The sequence below is a fragment of the Bdellovibrio sp. HCB209 genome, assembly GCF_047306065.1.
Taxonomy (GTDB): domain Bacteria; phylum Bdellovibrionota; class Bdellovibrionia; order Bdellovibrionales; family Bdellovibrionaceae; genus Bdellovibrio.
Genome location: NZ_CP178618.1, coordinates 2,044,451 through 2,059,591, shown reverse-complemented (window position 1 = coordinate 2,059,591; position 15,141 = coordinate 2,044,451). Strand labels below are relative to the sequence as shown.

Annotated in this window: 20 protein-coding genes, 1 tRNA gene and 1 pseudogene; 11 read left to right on the top strand and 11 right to left on the bottom strand. The window is 43.4% G+C overall.

What is annotated here, in order from left to right; genetic code table 11:
* Positions 1–41 precede the first annotated feature (41 nt).
* From ACLVWP_RS10080 to ACLVWP_RS10060, 5 genes are all read right to left on the bottom strand, one after another.
* Positions 42–509, bottom strand: a complete 468-nt coding sequence (locus ACLVWP_RS10080; protein ID WP_413557113.1) for a copper chaperone PCu(A)C — start codon at positions 507–509, stop codon at positions 42–44.
* Positions 506–1,051: an SCO family protein gene (locus ACLVWP_RS10075; protein WP_413557112.1), complete on the bottom strand. Its 546-nt coding sequence runs from the start codon at positions 1,049–1,051 to the stop codon at positions 506–508. The genes ACLVWP_RS10080 and ACLVWP_RS10075 overlap by 4 nt, the downstream gene beginning before the upstream one ends.
* 108 nt (positions 1,052–1,159) lie before the next feature.
* On the bottom strand, positions 1,160–2,356 hold the full coding sequence (locus ACLVWP_RS10070; RefSeq protein WP_413557111.1) for a hypothetical protein: 1,197 nt from the start codon (positions 2,354–2,356) through the stop codon (positions 1,160–1,162).
* An 85-nt stretch (positions 2,357–2,441) separates the two neighbouring features.
* Complete coding sequence (locus ACLVWP_RS10065; RefSeq protein WP_413557110.1) at positions 2,442–3,464, bottom strand: gamma-glutamyl-gamma-aminobutyrate hydrolase family protein; 1,023 nt, start codon at positions 3,462–3,464, stop codon at positions 2,442–2,444.
* A gap of 175 nt (positions 3,465–3,639) precedes the next feature.
* Positions 3,640–3,822 (bottom strand): hypothetical protein, encoded by a 183-nt coding sequence (locus tag ACLVWP_RS10060; RefSeq protein ID WP_413557109.1) that lies wholly within the window; start codon positions 3,820–3,822, stop codon positions 3,640–3,642.
* 174 nt (positions 3,823–3,996) lie between these two features.
* Between ACLVWP_RS10060 and ACLVWP_RS10055 the strand changes: the two genes are divergently transcribed.
* The 3 genes from ACLVWP_RS10055 to ACLVWP_RS10045 all read left to right on the top strand — a co-directional run bounded on the left by ACLVWP_RS10055 (position 3,997) and on the right by ACLVWP_RS10045 (position 5,882).
* Complete coding sequence (locus tag ACLVWP_RS10055; RefSeq protein ID WP_413557108.1) at positions 3,997–4,362, top strand: putative quinol monooxygenase; 366 nt, start codon at positions 3,997–3,999, stop codon at positions 4,360–4,362.
* 109 nt (positions 4,363–4,471) lie between these two features.
* Positions 4,472–5,302 (top strand): DUF6279 family lipoprotein, encoded by an 831-nt coding sequence (locus ACLVWP_RS10050; RefSeq protein ID WP_413557107.1) that lies wholly within the window; start codon positions 4,472–4,474, stop codon positions 5,300–5,302.
* Positions 5,303–5,501: 199 nt separating this feature from the next.
* On the top strand, positions 5,502–5,882 hold the full coding sequence (locus ACLVWP_RS10045) for a hypothetical protein (RefSeq protein WP_413557106.1): 381 nt from the start codon (positions 5,502–5,504) through the stop codon (positions 5,880–5,882).
* Here the strand turns inward: ACLVWP_RS10045 and ACLVWP_RS10040 are convergent, their stop codons facing one another.
* Together ACLVWP_RS10040 and ACLVWP_RS10035 are read right to left on the bottom strand one after the other, a co-directional pair.
* Positions 5,883–7,187 (bottom strand): hypothetical protein, encoded by a 1,305-nt coding sequence (locus ACLVWP_RS10040; RefSeq protein ID WP_413557105.1) that lies wholly within the window; start codon positions 7,185–7,187, stop codon positions 5,883–5,885.
* Positions 7,188–7,483: 296 nt separating this feature from the next.
* Positions 7,484–7,559, bottom strand: a tRNA-Gly gene (locus ACLVWP_RS10035).
* A 62-nt stretch (positions 7,560–7,621) separates the two neighbouring features.
* On the opposite strand from ACLVWP_RS10035, the gene ACLVWP_RS10030 reads away from it, so the two are divergent.
* Both ACLVWP_RS10030 and ACLVWP_RS10025 read left to right on the top strand, forming a co-directional pair.
* Positions 7,622–7,780 (top strand): hypothetical protein, encoded by a 159-nt coding sequence (locus tag ACLVWP_RS10030; RefSeq protein ID WP_413557104.1) that lies wholly within the window; start codon positions 7,622–7,624, stop codon positions 7,778–7,780.
* Positions 7,781–8,097: 317 nt separating this feature from the next.
* Positions 8,098–8,370 carry a helix-turn-helix domain-containing protein gene (locus ACLVWP_RS10025; protein WP_413557103.1) on the top strand — a complete coding sequence of 91 codons (273 nt, stop codon included), beginning with the start codon at positions 8,098–8,100 and terminating at the stop codon, positions 8,368–8,370.
* Position 8,371: 1 nt separating this feature from the next.
* On the opposite strand, the gene ACLVWP_RS10020 is transcribed toward ACLVWP_RS10025, so the two are convergent.
* Both ACLVWP_RS10020 and ACLVWP_RS10015 read right to left on the bottom strand, forming a co-directional pair.
* Positions 8,372–8,764, bottom strand: a complete 393-nt coding sequence (locus tag ACLVWP_RS10020; protein WP_413557102.1) for a PaaI family thioesterase — start codon at positions 8,762–8,764, stop codon at positions 8,372–8,374.
* 97 nt (positions 8,765–8,861) lie between these two features.
* Entirely contained in the window at positions 8,862–9,338 is a 477-nt protein-coding gene (locus ACLVWP_RS10015; RefSeq protein WP_413557101.1) for a hypothetical protein, read from the bottom strand.
* A gap of 222 nt (positions 9,339–9,560) precedes the next feature.
* Between ACLVWP_RS10015 and ACLVWP_RS10010 the strand changes: the two genes are divergently transcribed.
* Together ACLVWP_RS10010 and ACLVWP_RS10005 are read left to right on the top strand one after the other, a co-directional pair.
* Positions 9,561–9,938, top strand: coding sequence for a hypothetical protein (locus ACLVWP_RS10010; RefSeq protein WP_413557100.1), 378 nt, complete (start codon positions 9,561–9,563; stop codon positions 9,936–9,938).
* Positions 9,935–10,360 carry a hypothetical protein gene (locus ACLVWP_RS10005; RefSeq protein WP_413557099.1) on the top strand — a complete coding sequence of 142 codons (426 nt, stop codon included), beginning with the start codon at positions 9,935–9,937 and terminating at the stop codon, positions 10,358–10,360. The genes ACLVWP_RS10010 and ACLVWP_RS10005 overlap by 4 nt, the downstream gene beginning before the upstream one ends.
* Before the next feature lie 18 nt (positions 10,361–10,378).
* Here the strand turns inward: ACLVWP_RS10005 and ACLVWP_RS10000 are convergent.
* A pseudogene (locus tag ACLVWP_RS10000) lies at positions 10,379–10,915 on the bottom strand (methyl-accepting chemotaxis protein); the annotation flags it as partial.
* Positions 10,916–12,251: 1,336 nt separating this feature from the next.
* Complete coding sequence (locus ACLVWP_RS09995) at positions 12,252–12,653, bottom strand: DoxX family protein (protein ID WP_413557098.1); 402 nt, start codon at positions 12,651–12,653, stop codon at positions 12,252–12,254.
* 110 nt (positions 12,654–12,763) lie between these two features.
* Here ACLVWP_RS09995 and ACLVWP_RS09990 point away from each other — a divergent pair, with 110 nt between their 5' ends.
* From ACLVWP_RS09990 to ACLVWP_RS09975, 4 genes are all read left to right on the top strand, one after another.
* Entirely contained in the window at positions 12,764–13,384 is a 621-nt protein-coding gene (locus ACLVWP_RS09990; protein ID WP_413557097.1) for a phospholipid scramblase-related protein, read from the top strand.
* Positions 13,385–13,627: 243 nt separating this feature from the next.
* A complete protein-coding gene (locus ACLVWP_RS09985; RefSeq protein WP_413557096.1) occupies positions 13,628–14,113 on the top strand; it encodes a hypothetical protein in 486 nt (161 codons plus the stop codon).
* A 96-nt stretch (positions 14,114–14,209) separates the two neighbouring features.
* A complete protein-coding gene (locus ACLVWP_RS09980; RefSeq protein WP_413557095.1) occupies positions 14,210–15,001 on the top strand; it encodes a hypothetical protein in 792 nt (263 codons plus the stop codon).
* Positions 15,002–15,003: 2 nt separating this feature from the next.
* The gene (locus tag ACLVWP_RS09975; protein ID WP_413557094.1) at positions 15,004–15,129 is read left to right on the top strand and encodes a hypothetical protein; all 126 of its coding nucleotides are present in this window, start codon (positions 15,004–15,006) and stop codon (positions 15,127–15,129) included.
* The last annotated feature ends 12 nt before the right edge of the window (positions 15,130–15,141 follow it).

Genomic DNA, 15,141 nt, shown 5'->3' with positions numbered 1-15,141 from the left:
TGTCTTTGGGACAGCCTTTTTTATTTCCCTGGTAAGAGATCTTAGTGATGGTGGTGAGCTTCTTCTTTTTTATCAGCAGGAGCTTCTTTAGTTAAACGAGAAACCACTGGGAAGTTTACAGTTTGTTCCTTGTTGTTCACCATCAATTTGATTGCGATGCTTTGTTTTTCTTCCACTGGTTTTTCAGCGTCGAAAAGCATGATGTGGTGGCCACCTGGTTTTAGTTCAAATGATTGGCCAGCTGCGATTTTGATAGTTTCCATTTTAGCCATCGTCATGCGGCCGTTCTTTTCAGAAGACTCATGCAGCTCAACCGCTTTGAACGGTTTTGCTTCAACGACTTTAATAGACACTTCAGATTTTGTCGTGTTTTTGATAGTGCCGAAACCAGCTGTTGTGTTTGTTCCTTTGATTGGAACGAAGATACGTGCGTTGGTAATTTCAATGTCTGCCGCTAGCGCTGCGGAAGAAACCAAAACCATTACTGCTGAAAGAATCATAGATTTCATAGGTGCTCCTTTATTTTTGTAACAATTGATTCTGCAGAACGTGGGTTCGGCAGGGTGTCCAGGACGATGCCTTTTTTATTTAAAAAGTAAATACGATCTGAGTGAGAAATGGAATATCCAAGATAGGATTTTGGATCTTTTTCCTCGATATAGCTGGCTGCAAATAAATGCACCGCTGTGTCGATGTTCTCTTTAGTGCCACTTAATCCAATAAAGTCTGGGTTGAATTGCTGAGCATAGGTTGCAACATTAGCGGGAGTGTCGTGTTCAACGTCAACGCTCACGAAAATCATACGAACGTTTTTTCTTTCTTCATCTGTAAGGCCTTTAAAAGCCTCTGCCGTAAACGACAAAGCCATCGGGCAAACGTCAGGGCATTTTGCATAACCGAAATATAAAAGATTTAAAGATTTAGGCTCGTCAGAAAAGTTCCAAGATGTGCCGTTAAAGTTGGCTTGAAAGTTACCACCCAATTCGGGTTGGCGGTTTTGATACCAATTCAAAGCAAACAGAAGAGCGATAGCTAAAACAGCAGAAAACAACGATGCGAATATAACGTGCTTTTTAATAAATCCCCCACAGATGCTAAGGAATTAACTCATAGCATCTAGGGAGTCACGAGCCAATGCAACAAAGTGCTGCTGCTCTTGCTAATTAACGTTACGGAAGGCTTCGACGTAGCCAGCAGGAAGACGGCGGGAAAGCTCAGGGTCTGCTTTAATGTCCTTATTTACGGCCTTTCTGAACTCAGAGAAAATCTGAGGCAGCGCACCTAAGCAAAGACCCAAATCATAGCGCACAAAAGGAGTGGCGCGAATGATTGGCTGTTTTTTAAAGAACGAGTTCACGAGTTTCATTTTCGTCATCTGCTGATGTTCCGGAGAGAACTTTTCTGACATCGGCAGGTCTTGGTGGAATGGCACAATCCAAGCCGCGGCAAATGTTGCCGTCGGTTCAATACCATAAAGGCCCGCGATCAAAACTTCCTTAACGGATTCTCTAACCGCATTTTCAGGATGAACACGAACTGGATCAAATGGATTTTCATCAATATGCAAATGACCATCACCACGAGTCACCCATTTGTCGCCTTGGGAGTTCGCTACAGGCAAACCGTCGTCGGCACCGGTACGCAGGTTGATACTTTCGTTGTCATGCATAAGCATCGTCAGCAAATCACCACGATTCTTTTTTAAGAAGCCCTTAAGGTTTTGTTTCGCCCACTCAACAACTTGCACGCGAGGAACGCGAACATGTCCTGAAGAAAATGCATCCGTCAGATAATGATCGGCGAAAGCATTCGCAACCATGGCTTGTTGGAAAAGTGTAACGCTCTTAGCGGGATTTGAATCGCGAAGCTCGTAAGACTCAAGGGCCTTGTCGATCGCTTGTTGATGGTACTTCACATAGTCTTTCATGTTGTACCAACCGAAGTGGTTGTAGTTCTTAGTCACTACGCCCAAGTATTTTGGCATTGCGATGATTGTGCCTAGGTTGTTGCAGCTAGCAGAAGACTCGCCATGAATTTCTTTGTGAGTGCACTCGATAACATGTTTGATGCCTTTACGTTTATCGACGTAAAGCTCGTCAGGACTGTTATAGAAGTCTGCTGACATCAGCATCTCACCGTAACGGAAGGAAACTTTTTTATCTGCGCGGGGAATGTTGATAACCGGACAATCCGCCTTTGATATTCCTAGATCTCGGCAAGCTGCGAAGGCACCACTTTCACCCAATGAAAGATGCTCACTCCCAGCCCACATGATTTCGACAGTCTGTGCTTGGGCAACGTTGGTTGCCAATGAAGATGTAAATGCAAAAGCCGTCATCCAAAAGCTCAATCTCATAACGCCCTACCTTTGAAAGATGTAGGTATGAGATCGGCAGAATATGGGGAGTGTTCAAATTTCGTGCAGAAATTTAGACCTTGATCTAAAAGACCTTAGAGCAGCTTGGCGGCATCACTTTCGTCTTTTGCTTCAGAACTTTATAGAGGATTTTATCACCCAGTTCATTCTCCATAAGCTCAGGATGGAATTGAAGTAAGATACCTCGACCATTCTTAAACTCCGTGGCCTCAGTCACCCCATCCGCCGCCGTTGCAGCAAGTTCTAAAGGGCCACCCGGTTTGAATTGGACAGCTTGATGGTGCAGAGAGTTTACGAATAGCTTGTCTGAGCCTTGTGGCAATAGGGATGCAAGAATACCATGAGTGGTTTTGTTGACCTTGATCTCATGCCAGTCATTCCCGTGAGGAAGTTCGGGGCCTACTTGTACAGGGACATCTTGTAAAAGCTTATAACCCAAAGCCACGGATGTGATTTGTGAACCTCGACAAACTGCTAACAAGAATCCTTTTTCTGCGGCCACATAGCTCTTGATCAAAGAGATTTCAAATTGATCACGAGTGGGGACTGTATTGCGTGAGTGATAGTTGTCTTTTTTGTACATCGATGGCTCTACGTCGTCGCCACCCATAGCTACCATCATCGGGAAGCTCTCAGAGATCTTATTAAACATGCTGCGTGTTTCTTCGAGTGTCAGACCTAAGTTTGCATTGATCGGGAGGAGATAGCTAATATGTCCCGCTTGCTTAAAGATACGTTTAAAATTATTCACGCGTTGCGAATTCATTCCGTAGTCTTTAGGAAGATTTGCGATCAGCAGAGCGCGATTTTCTCTCTCAAGACTTAGGGGCGTGAGGTTTTCGACACGGATAGCGGGGCGTTGTCCCTGAAACAGCTCCATAAGATCGGGATGTTTTTCTAAATTAGAAAAATATCTTTCTGCCGCCGCTTCGGGTGTCTCGCCAGACTTAACGGGAAGGATCAGTGGGGCTGACATATGCCCGGTCGCGAGCCATTGATAAAGCGTCACTTCGCCCGCAGCATGCGCTGAAGCGATTCCCAAAAGGCTTGAAATAATAGCAATAGCTAGAAAGCGGATCTTTCCCATATTGCAGGGATGTTCAAATTTGATACCAATTGGGAGGACTTTAAGTTCACGGTATTAATTATGGCGGCGGAGAGGGTGTCTCAAGATGAGACAGGGCGGAGATTTGTCGTACGCTGTAAATAAAAAGACCGAGTTTACACCCGGTCTTTTCAATTCATGGAATTTCAAATCAGTCTTAGTAGTAAGACGTTTTTGAAGCGCCCTTTTGCACAAACGGATAGTGCCATGGTTTTGGTTTTGCGGACTCATCTTCAGTCACGCTTTGTGGAGAACGCGGCTCTTCATACTGTGTCGTTGCGCAAGCGCCCAAACCCAAAAATGCTGCTACAAGTGCGATCTTAGCTGTGAACTTTAACATACTGAACTCCTTGATGTTGGTCCCTCATCGGGGCCTTATGGAGTTCCTATCGGAGTTTTTCAGGACTTAAGAAGGGACACATCAAAGATTTCCTAAAATTTACCTGATTAGAAACAACATCGTTTCACTTGGAGACACTTCCTAGAAAAAGTATCGTGATGGCAAGGAGTTGCTATGACAACGTTGGGACTTTACATCCATTTAGAAGCGAAGCCGGGACGAGAATTTGAAGTTGAGAACTTTCTGCGCGATGCCCTCCCATGGGTGCGTGATGAGATGGGATCGACCTCGTGGTTCGCATGCAGAATCGGCCCTTCGACGTTTTCATTGTTTGCGGCTTTCCCTGATGAATACGCACGTCGTGCGCATTTGGAAGGTAAAGTGGCGGCAGCGATGATTTCCCGTGCTCCGGATTTGTTTGCACGTCCACCGATTGTGGAGCGTATGGATATCTTGGCAGATAAACTTCCAGGGTCGATGACATCTAAAGACGCTTCCACGGTGGAACCGCCTCCGGCAGACTATCCGAGCCATGTTTAATACTGCGGAATATGAAAATGCATAACTTTCCCTAGAGCCAAGGTCTGGATAGATCACTCTGTTTCCCGCTTCCAGCAAGGATTTGATAGCCTTGATAGGAAGAGGTTGCATGAAAAAGATCTATCTTACGTTGGTTCTTGGTGTCCTTTTTATTTGTGGTTGCAGTCGCCTGGATATGGCCTACCGATGGGCGGATACCTATATTGCCTCTAAGGTGGATGACTATTTCGATATTTCCTCTGCGCAAAGCAAAGCCCTCAAAAAAGATATTCAGAAAGACCTGGGTGTTTTAAAAACATCTTTGCTTCCGCAATGGACAGAGCGCTTAGAGAGTATCCAAAAAGACATCGAAAGTGGTACTTTAAGTGATAGCAAGGTTGCCGTGTACTTCGCTTCATTCTTTAAAGATGTTGATCAAATCAATTCGCACTTCGCAACGACGGCTGTGGATTTTATCAGTAATACCAAAGCAAGTCAGATAGAGTACTTCAAGAAGTCCTTTAATAAAAAGAACCAAGAGGACATCGAGAAAGCACAAAACACAGCGAAACTGCAAAAGACTCAGCGTGAAAAATACGCGGATGCTTTTGAAATGTTTTTGGGAACATTGACCAAAGAACAAGAGCAGTGGATTGCAGAGAGTGTTGAGAAGTCTCCTTATCCCTCTGAGTTGAAAGCTAAGAATAAAGCTTACATTTTCAAAGAGTTCATCACTCATCAAGACTCAATGGATGAGATGAAAAAATTTGTGAGGGATTATACAACTCAAGCAGATAAGTTTGATATGCCTGAATATCGTGCAGCTTACGAAGTGTATCAGCTGAATCTACAAAAATTAGTCTCGCAAATTATGTTGAACCTGACTCCTAAACAGAAACTCGCATTGAAGTCGAACATCAATGATAAAACCGCACAATTGCGGTCTATTTCTTCGCTCTAGGGTTTGCTTTTGAAAAGCGAATGGTCCATCATCATTTGATGTTTACTAAGTACGAATGGATCAAACTCGCTGCGGTGGGTGTTTTTAGTTTAAGTTTCTTGTTTCTTCTTTGATCATAAGACCGTTTCGGTCTGCAAATATACAAAATGCCTCGAACCCTTCTTGTCGTTATTCTATTTCAGCGACAAGGAGGCAGTTTATGAACTACCACGCTTTTCTAATTCTTAGTTTTGTTTCGTCGATGGCTTTGGCCGATCAGTCTATTTTAAAAACACAAAAAGATGTTCCGCCTCCGCGTGCTGATGAATCCCCAGAACGCACTGAAGCTCGCGAAAGAGTCGCGAAGGATCACGCTGATCTTAATCAAAAACTCAAAGAGGGTGCGCCGACAGCTGAAATTCACGGCGTGAAAACTCGTCTGCAAAGAGATCGAACTTTTGAAAACAAAGAAGACGTAAAACAGCAGATGAAAGAAAAGCAAAGAGCCGAAGCCAATCAAAAAGAGCGCGACGCAAAATCCAACAGACTCACTAATCCCCAGGGCAACAGCACCAGGGATTTATATGACGATACGAAATAGCTATAAAAACACAGCTTCACAGCGTACCGCTGAAGTTGTATGCCATTGCTTACTCATCTCTGACAGAACTCTGCGTCCTTGGGTCTTGCCTGCTTCCGAATCAGAAAGTGCACTCTCGACCTTTCTCCAATCATCGGCATTAGGTCGAAGGAGTATAAAGTGGGCTGCATTTTTAATCCACAAATCAGCAACCTGATCAACAAACCATTGAGGAGGAAATTTAACTCTCAGATCCAACGCTCTGAAAAACTCTTGAACCGTAGCTGCTTCCCGCGCGGCCTGGTCCATCAGTTCAAGTGCAACTCTCCCATCGGCTTCCGATGATCGCATATAAATGTCTAACAGATCCATGCGGTCCGAGCGTTTTTGATCGAATGCTTGACGAATTGTCGAAATGGGAAATGTCTTACCAGGCGGCAAAAAACCATTCCTATTCAAAATACCCAACGCCCCGGCGTCCCGAAGAACTGAAAGGTAATTGACGTTACTCGTTCTAGATTGCGCAATTAATTTTTGAAGGGCTTTTTCAATAAAATGGCGACTACCGACACGGTCTTTCAAAAGCGCCTCTTCATCTTTAAGAACAACACTTAGAGATTTTAAATCACTAGCTTTGATTTCAACCCCCTCCATTGCGATTAAGAATCTAAGGTGTCTTAAAACTAATGCCATTTTGGTGTTGTGTACAATCTTCTCACTCTCTCCTCGGAATTTTGCAAATAAAGCTTCGTTAACATTTACAAACTCAATACGGCCCTTTAAAAAATCCTGAAGAGCGTTAACTGGATCACTGACGCCATACGGATTGACGCCCATCTTATCCAATTTCGCTCCGCCTGTTTTGACAACTTCTTGAAGAATTTCACGTTCGAGAACATCCCACCAATAAGAGTATGTATGAGGCAATGTTTCCTTCTTAAGATCACCTAGGATAAAGATATCCTTATCTGCGCCCTCAATAATAAGACTATGAATACGTGGAGGTGGAATTTTTCGCACCTCCGAAAGAGGATGTTTTTGTAATTCAAGATCAAGCCAATTCATGAGGCCTCGCAAGATCCCACCAGCTAAAAATACCTGTCCGCGTGCCTCAGGATTTTTTTCAAGATGCTCCCAAAGCTGTGACATCTCGGGTAATTCTTTAGATTTTAAAGCTAGAAGTTCTCTGAAATCGGATTCAGTCACTTGTTCGCGCCAAGCTCGAGAAGCAGCAGGCACCTCGCGAAGAATCGTATGTTCTTGTGCAAAGACTTGCTGACTAAAAAGACTCAGAAGAACTATTAAAAAAGCAAAAAGGTTTTTCATAATCACTTAGTCTTCCACCGGGCGTGCCAATCTCAGCGGTAACCAAATGGGAAGCCGTGTGAACTTTATGTACAACTATTACGTTTTACGCGCTCAGCTGTAGATGTTGTATACATCCGGCAAGAGTCTCATTTTGGGATAGCAGGCTGTCATAGCAGACGAGATGCCAATATGTCAGAGGACGAATTTGAACTACGTAAGAAGAAGAATCGCGAACTTTATAAAAAGAAACAATAGCTAGAAAAAGAAAAACCCCAATATTGCTATCGGGGTTTTAAAATTTTATCCAAAAAAATTGGAGCGGGAGACGGGGCTCAAACCCGCGACCTATGCCTTGGCAAGGCATCGCTCTATCAACTGAGCTACTCCCGCGCTCAAAGAGAAGCCAAAATTACTGTTGCCAGTGTCTCTTGTCAACGGCTAAAACTAAAAAAATGAAAGCAATTTTGATGAACCGCGCGAAAAAATGGATGTTATTGGCCCTTATAGGCTGTTTTGCTTATTTTGTGGGCTACATTTGGGGGAAAGACGTGCAAAAGTCACCTCTTCCGGCGGCTCCCTCCCTGCAAGCTCCGGCTCAGGCACCTCGATAACCGTATCTTCGAAATTCCACCAATCCCGTTTTTTATCGGCCACCTTATTTGAATAAATCAGTTCAGTCGTCGTCGTTGTTGTGATCTTCAGTAAGATTCGCAGTGATTTTCTTACGCATAAAAATTAAGAATTTAACTTCAACGAATACAGATATTTTGAACATTGCATCTGCGCACCTAGACTAAATAAACAAACATAAAAATGTATATTTTCATTCGGAGAATAACTTTTTTGTGAGAAAAATTTTTTTGAATTAATTAAAGATGTATTGACCGTATTTTCAATATCTCTATCATCAACAGTAGGTGGAGGATTGATGGGTAAAGCGATTACACTTGGTGACTTTCTAAAATCTGCACGCGAAGCTGCTGGTCTTTCTCAAGGCGATGTTTCAACTAAACTTGGTTATTCAACTCCTCAGTTTATTTCAAACTGGGAGCGCAATGTTTCCAATCCTCCGATTGATACACTTAAAAAAATCGGCAACATGTACAAAGTCGATCCTGAAGAGCTATTCGAAGTTGTTTTAAAGGCCGCAATCCACGAAACGACTGAAGATCTTAAAAGAAAATTCAAACAATCTCGTTAATTTAGCGACGATATTTAAAGGATCCTTGTCCTGAAGCGATAAGGATTCCTTCATCGGAGTAAACCTCCGCCTCTGCGAAAAAGATATTACGACCGCCGCCAATCTTCTTGGCCTTAGCAATCAAACGTCCTTTTTTAGTACTCGAGACAAAGTTCACATTCAATGTGATCGTCACGCCATGAACTTCCGGGCTGCCAGCAGGGGAGTAAAGACCTGCGTAACCGCAAGCTGCATCCACCAATGTTGAAACGACTCCACCTTGTAAAGCCCCCTGGCGATTCATATGCCAATCCTGAATCGGCATTTCAAATTCAGCGTAACCTTCAGACCATTGCAAAAGGTTGATGCCCATATGTTGTAAGAAGGGATTATTAGGTTGAGGAATTGCAGCCATTGAGGACCTCCACTGGATAAAGTGTGCCTCACAGATAAAAGCGAAGCAAGAGGCACAGGAGTGACCTCTTGCTTCTACAACAACGTAATCTTAGATACTATTGAACTGATGCGGAGTCACACGCAGGTACTGTGTATGATTTAGTGAAAAGCAAAGTTTCGTTACCGTTACCAACTTGTTGACCTACTTGGATATCAACTGTCATCGGGTAAGTACCTTTGTAAGTCATAGGTTTGCAGATCGTTTTATTGCCTGATGAATCACAGAAGTCTTCAGTTTGAACAAAATTAATTGGCGTAGTTAGAACTTCGCTGCCAACCACTTGGAATACTGTGCGTCCGGCACCTTCTTGAATAGCATAAACGATATCTACAGGCGCTTTCGTGTGAAGGTTCGCTCCATCGCGGCAAACGAATGTATAGTCAATAGCGCGACCCATGTAAACCACTGGAGAGTGGATAACATATGAACCCTTAGCTGCCAGGATCTCTTCCCAAGAGGAATTTTGAGAGATAGCTGCAGATGCAGATTGAGCAGAAGCGATAGTTAATATAGACAACAAGAACATTTTCATTTTGAACTCCTTTGTTTAGATGTGCGCGAAGCTGCCAGTCTGCGATATCAATCTCAAATAAAAGTCTTATAAAAATCCCTGCAGAATCAAATAAAACGTAGATGGCTTTAGGTGCGTGAAAGAAATTTAAATAAATATTTTTACAATTAATTTATGCTAACTCTTGGTAATTGAGCGGTTAAATCGTTGACAATATTGATGCTTCAAACTGAGCATCAATGTATGCAAAATAAAAAAGTTATTTCAGCTGTGGTCATTGTTGTTGTCGCAATCGTGTTATTGGTTGTGTTTAAGAAGCAATCAGCAAGTTCTAATGCTGACGCCGATGCAACAGCCTTTTGTGAGTCTATCCAAAATGGAAAAACTGTTGATGAGGTCATGCAGTCGGTGGGGGCTTCCTCATTTGAGCATCTAACATTCAGCGGTCCTGGTGGCGAAGTTATCAACGGCGCTAATAAGGGCACATTCTCTCCCTCTAAGTCCGCAGGATTTACTTCAGGGAAAATGCTGGTGCAGTTTCATCCGAATGTAACTATCATCAAAGCTTGTGAAATTGATTTTGAGCAAGGGCAAGTAACAGGAAAAACGGTGAAGCTATGAAAAACATTTTGGTTGTCTTAATCATCAGCGCATTAGCAGCGGTTTCTCAAGCCAAAGAGCAATCCTACACTTCACATTGTTTTGTGCAGCCCTGCAAAATCGAAGGCGACTTCGATGGGGACGGAAAGCTGGATACGGCAGAGTTAGTGGAGGGTGCCGCCAAGAAGCGCGGGATTCAAATCAAGTTCTCCTCTGGTAAATCCGCTGTCGTGGGTGCGGGAACAAAGCTTGATAAAGGCGGCGATGATTTTATCTGGATGACGACATGGCAGTTGCACAAAGGTAAAATCGAAAAAAGCAAAGGGGCGGGGAAAGCTCCTAAGGCTAAGGGCGACAGCCTTCTGGTTGCCGAAGAGTACGTTAAATCCGCTTATATCTATTGGGATGGCGCAAAGCTAAAATGGTACCCGCAGGAGCAATAGTCCCGCGGTCCTAGGAAATTATTTAGACTGGCCTCGAACTTCCGTTTCGAGGCTGACAATGATCGAATTCAAAGTATCAGACTGTTCTAAGATATTATTAGAAGCCTCAGCGACCTCGTTCATATTGTCTTGATTGTCGTTAGTTTCTTTTTCAAAAGTCGACATGGTTTTCGCAATTTGTGCTAATCCAATCGATTGTTCCTCAGTGGCTTTTGCCACTTCGTTACTTAGAGTTGAAACATTCTTAATTGAACTAACAATATCATTGAGCATGGAAGCCGCTTCGTCCGCTCGTCGTTGGCTTGAACTGACCAATTCCACATTCGATTTTAAAAGTTCATTGATCTCTTTAGCCGAGACAGCACTTTTTTGCGCCAACGTGCGAACCGCATCCGCAACCACAGCAAAGCCTTTACCTTGCTCGCCAGCGCGAGCAGCCTCAACCGATGCATTCAATGCCAAAAGATTCGTTTGAAAGGCAATGTCATCAATAACGGAGACCGTATCGACGATCTTTTTAGAGCCCGCATTGATATCCGCCATGGAATTCAAAACACCCATGATCTGCTTTTGTCCCGACTCCGCCGCAAGGTTGGCTTTGACCGCCATCTCCGAAGCTTCCTTGGAGTTTTCAGCACTCAGGTTGATCATGCTGTTCATCTCTTCAATTGCAGCAGCAGTTTGTTCAACCCCTTGTGCTTGGCTTTGAATACGCAATTTCACATTCGAAGTAATCGTATTTAAATGTGCACTGATAGAGCCAGAGGTCTCGGAGCTTTCTTTCAGTTTAAGCACAGACGCTAAAATCGCATTAATACTTTGGTGGATACTTAGACCAATCACGACAGATAGTAATACCGCAAACAACAAGGCTAAGCTTGAATAGATCAAGGACTGTTGGCGTCCCGCCTGCAAAGCAGAAGTCCTGTTGTGGAGAAGAACATCGAGTTCATTCACGGCGTCTTTCCAAGTCGAAAAAGACTGAGTGAGGGCAGTGGTCGTCATCGTATCAAAGGCTGCTTTATCCACAGACTCGCCACGAGAAATAGCGCGCAGACTTTCAATAACCTTTTTAGTTTTATCAGTCAGGGCCGTGACTGTTGTTGGGATATTCTTTTGCAGGCTCTCCGAAGTTCCATAAAAGTTAGGATCTTCATTGATCGCCGTTTGAGCATCCGCAACCACACGATTCAAATCAGACTCTTCCAACTGAGTCGCATAGAGAGCCGCTTGAATTTTTGTAGCCGTGGTAAGTTCGCCGTTAAAGAAAACATCGCTGTTTTGCAAAATAGTCTGAATACGGTTTTGCATTTGAGGCAAAGCGAGCAGCGTGATGTCCATCAAATAGTAACTATCTAAATCTGGATCAAGAATCAGATTGGAAATGTCACCCAGGTGAGTGATTGCTGTGTTAATGGATGCTGTAGCATCATCCCAGTTCTTTTTGTTGATCTGTTCAGAGAGGAATTCGAAGCTTGCGTTCTCGCGCTTCCTTTTACTCAGATTTTCTTTATCAAATGAAAGAGTAGGGCCGACTTCACTATAGACAGCCTTAAGCTCATTCATTTTTTTATTGAGATCATTTGAGTTTCCGCGACGGGCGGAATCGAGTTCTTGCAGAACATCCTCATAAGGACGTTGCAACTGAGTCCCCAGTTTTTCCTTCAGTGCAAAATCAATGTTTACGGATTCAGAGCGATACATCAGCACAGTCAGAACGATGATCGGAGCTGCGAATACCAAGATGTTTAATAAGAGCTTCAGCTGCAACGGGATCTTTTTCATAAACGGCCTAGAACAAGTGTTGTTAAGAAATCTTCATTACAATCGGAATTTTTCCTCGAAAATGCAGCTTTTTCGAGTCTAGTTTCGATGAGGTCAGTAATGTTTCTTAAGTCAAAGGTCCAGCGGCGATGGGTCCTCCCTTAGGAGACATCTTATAAAGTCGTCCAATCAGAATAATCGCACTGATCAACGCAACTCCAACCCAATAGTAGATAGGACTGTTGTCGTTCGTGCCGTTCATTAAGTGGATATTGCAGAATGCGATCATTTCCAAAACGATAAAGCCTGCCCCGATGGGAACAAGTTTGAACCAACGTTTTTTAAACAGTGGAGCAATTAAAAACAGCGCCGCAATCACTTCTAATCCGCCCATGGCAGACCAAATCGGGGGAGGGATAACTCCAAGTGAGGGCATGGTTTGCTCTGCCGTGTGGGACAGTTTCCAAACAGCACCAGCCAAAGTGTGAAGAGCCATCACTCCTTGTAGAATCCATAAAAAGATATTCATAGCAGACCTCCCATGAACCAGATTATTATCGTCTGATTTAGAAATGTCCACACTCTGTTTTAATACAAAAAGTGTCTTCCCTAACTGGGGGAGGTGTGTAGAATAACTGCATGTCATTACTAGAGACTCTTAAAGATCAAAACCAACTTATCATTCGCCAACGTAGAGAACTCGGGGAGCTGTTGGGATTTGAAACCCGTAACAAGTATGAGATTTGTGATCAGCACGGTGGAGTGGTCGGCTTTTGTGCAGAACAATCCCAAGGTTTTCTAGGTATGATCGTTCGCCACTTCCTGGGGCATTGGAGATCCTTTGATCTGCACTTTTTTAATAATCAACGTCGGCATGTTCTGACCGCAAGACATCCCTTTAGATTTTTCTTTCAGCGCTTAGAAGTGCATGCCGATAGTGGACGCTTTTTGGGAGCTATTCAGCAGCGCTTTGGTATCTTCAAAAAGAAATTTGATATCGAAACTCCTCAAGGCAAAGTTTTGCTGACGATGGAATCGGGCTTTTTGCAGTTTTGGACATTCCCGATCTTTAAAGGTTCCAGACAGATCGCCGTTGTTCGTAAAAAGTGGTCAGGGCTTTTCAAAGAAGCCTTTATGGATGCTGATAACTTTCAAATTGAGTTCACTCAGATGGGTTTAAGCGATGAAGAGCGCGCTTTAATCCTGGTTTCGGGCCTTTTTGTCGACCTTCAGTACTTCGAGCGTAAGGCAAATTCCTAAACAGAGTCCTAACTATTATCAAAAAACTCTCAATACGGCTTCGCAGTGCGCCTAAAAATGGCTCCAGAAGCGGGACAAACAAAACTTTGTCCCGGCAAACTTTGGACAAAGTTTTGTCTGTCCATCAATCACTAAAACCCCTTTTATTTGGAATTTACATTTCCGCCGGAAAAGGAGAAACACCATCTCATTCGAAACGAACAAGTTTTTAAAACAAAAACACTTTTAACAAAGGGAATTAAAATGAACAAATTCGTAGCAATGATCGCTCTTATGGTTTCTTCTTCTGCATTCGCAGCTAACTACTCTGCTGACACTTCTTGGGAAGTTCTTGAAAAAGACCCAACAATCAAAATCGAAGCTGGCACAGTATTCATGGGTTCTTCTGTAGACTACACTTTCGTATGTGTTGACGGTGCTAACCTTCGCACTAAAAAAGCAGTAGCTCAGTACGACGTTGTTTACTTGGGTCAAAACCAACGTAAAGAAATCTACAAAGGTTCTAAATACTTGACTACTCCAATCAACTACACTCGTACTGCTTGGGAATGCAACTGGGACGTTAAAGGTGAACACCGTAATTGCGAAGACAAAGTTATCTCTGGCTCATACCCATTGACTGTAACTGCTAAAGTTTCTCGCTCTCTTCACACTAAAAACGGTTACGAAAAGTTCTTGTTCAACAAACAATTGAACGTTCCTAACTGCGAATCTGTTAAAGTTAACTAGTTCGACTTGGGGCTCTAACGCAGAGCCCCATTTTTTTGTCTCGTTGCATTGAACTCCGTCCTACGATAGTGAAAGCCATCAAATTGATGGGGAACAATGGAAATTAACGTCGAAATGAACGAGCGCAGCCAAGTTAGTTCGATTCCTGAGCAAGTAGCTCTGGATATCGAGGCCTACCTGACGCGTTTTAAGGACCCTAAAAAGGGCCTTACCATGTTGGCGACGAAGTCCCAGATCCATGTAAAGACCTTGAATCGTTTGCGTGAACAAACTCACAATCCAAACTATGCAACTCTTTACAAACTGTATTCCTGCTTACTAGATTCTCGTGACCTTAATCATCTTGTGACCAAAGTTCCTCCGGTCGTTCGCGAAAAACTAGAAAAGACGGACCCTCAGTTAAAATCTTCGCCTCTTCATCGCTACAATTTTGATCTCGATGCAGATTTGCAAAAAGATCCATGTTTCACAGAGCTTTATGTTTTGTCTGAAACACGTCCTTTCGATGCTAATTTTGTCCAACAGAGATTCGGTTCTTATGGTCTTGGAGTGCTCGAACGCATGGTAGACCTTAAGGTTCTCCGACCCCTCGGGAATGGACTTTATGGTCAAGGTGAGGTGAGAGCACCATTTTCTGCGGAAGCTATTAAAGCCGTAGGAATTAGACTCACAGAGCGATATTTGAAGCCAGCTAACGCTGATTCCAACTTCGCCAACTTTATGTCTCTTTACTTCGAAACAGTGAGTGAAGAAACATATAAGCAATGGGTTCAAATTGAAGAAGACGCCTTTAAAGCGCGTGTAAAACTTCTGGAAAAACCTAACGCTAAGGGAAATATCCCTGTATTTGCTTTCACTGTTGTTGATACGCTTTTGGAGAACGAATAGTTATGAAATTCTTTATCGCACTACTTATTGCTTCTGTTCTAGTTATTGGCTCAAGCCAAAGTGCATTCGCTGGCGGCGGTTCTGCAGGTGGTTCCGGTAACCAACCTCCACACGGCAACGGCAGATAATTATCTCCAAAA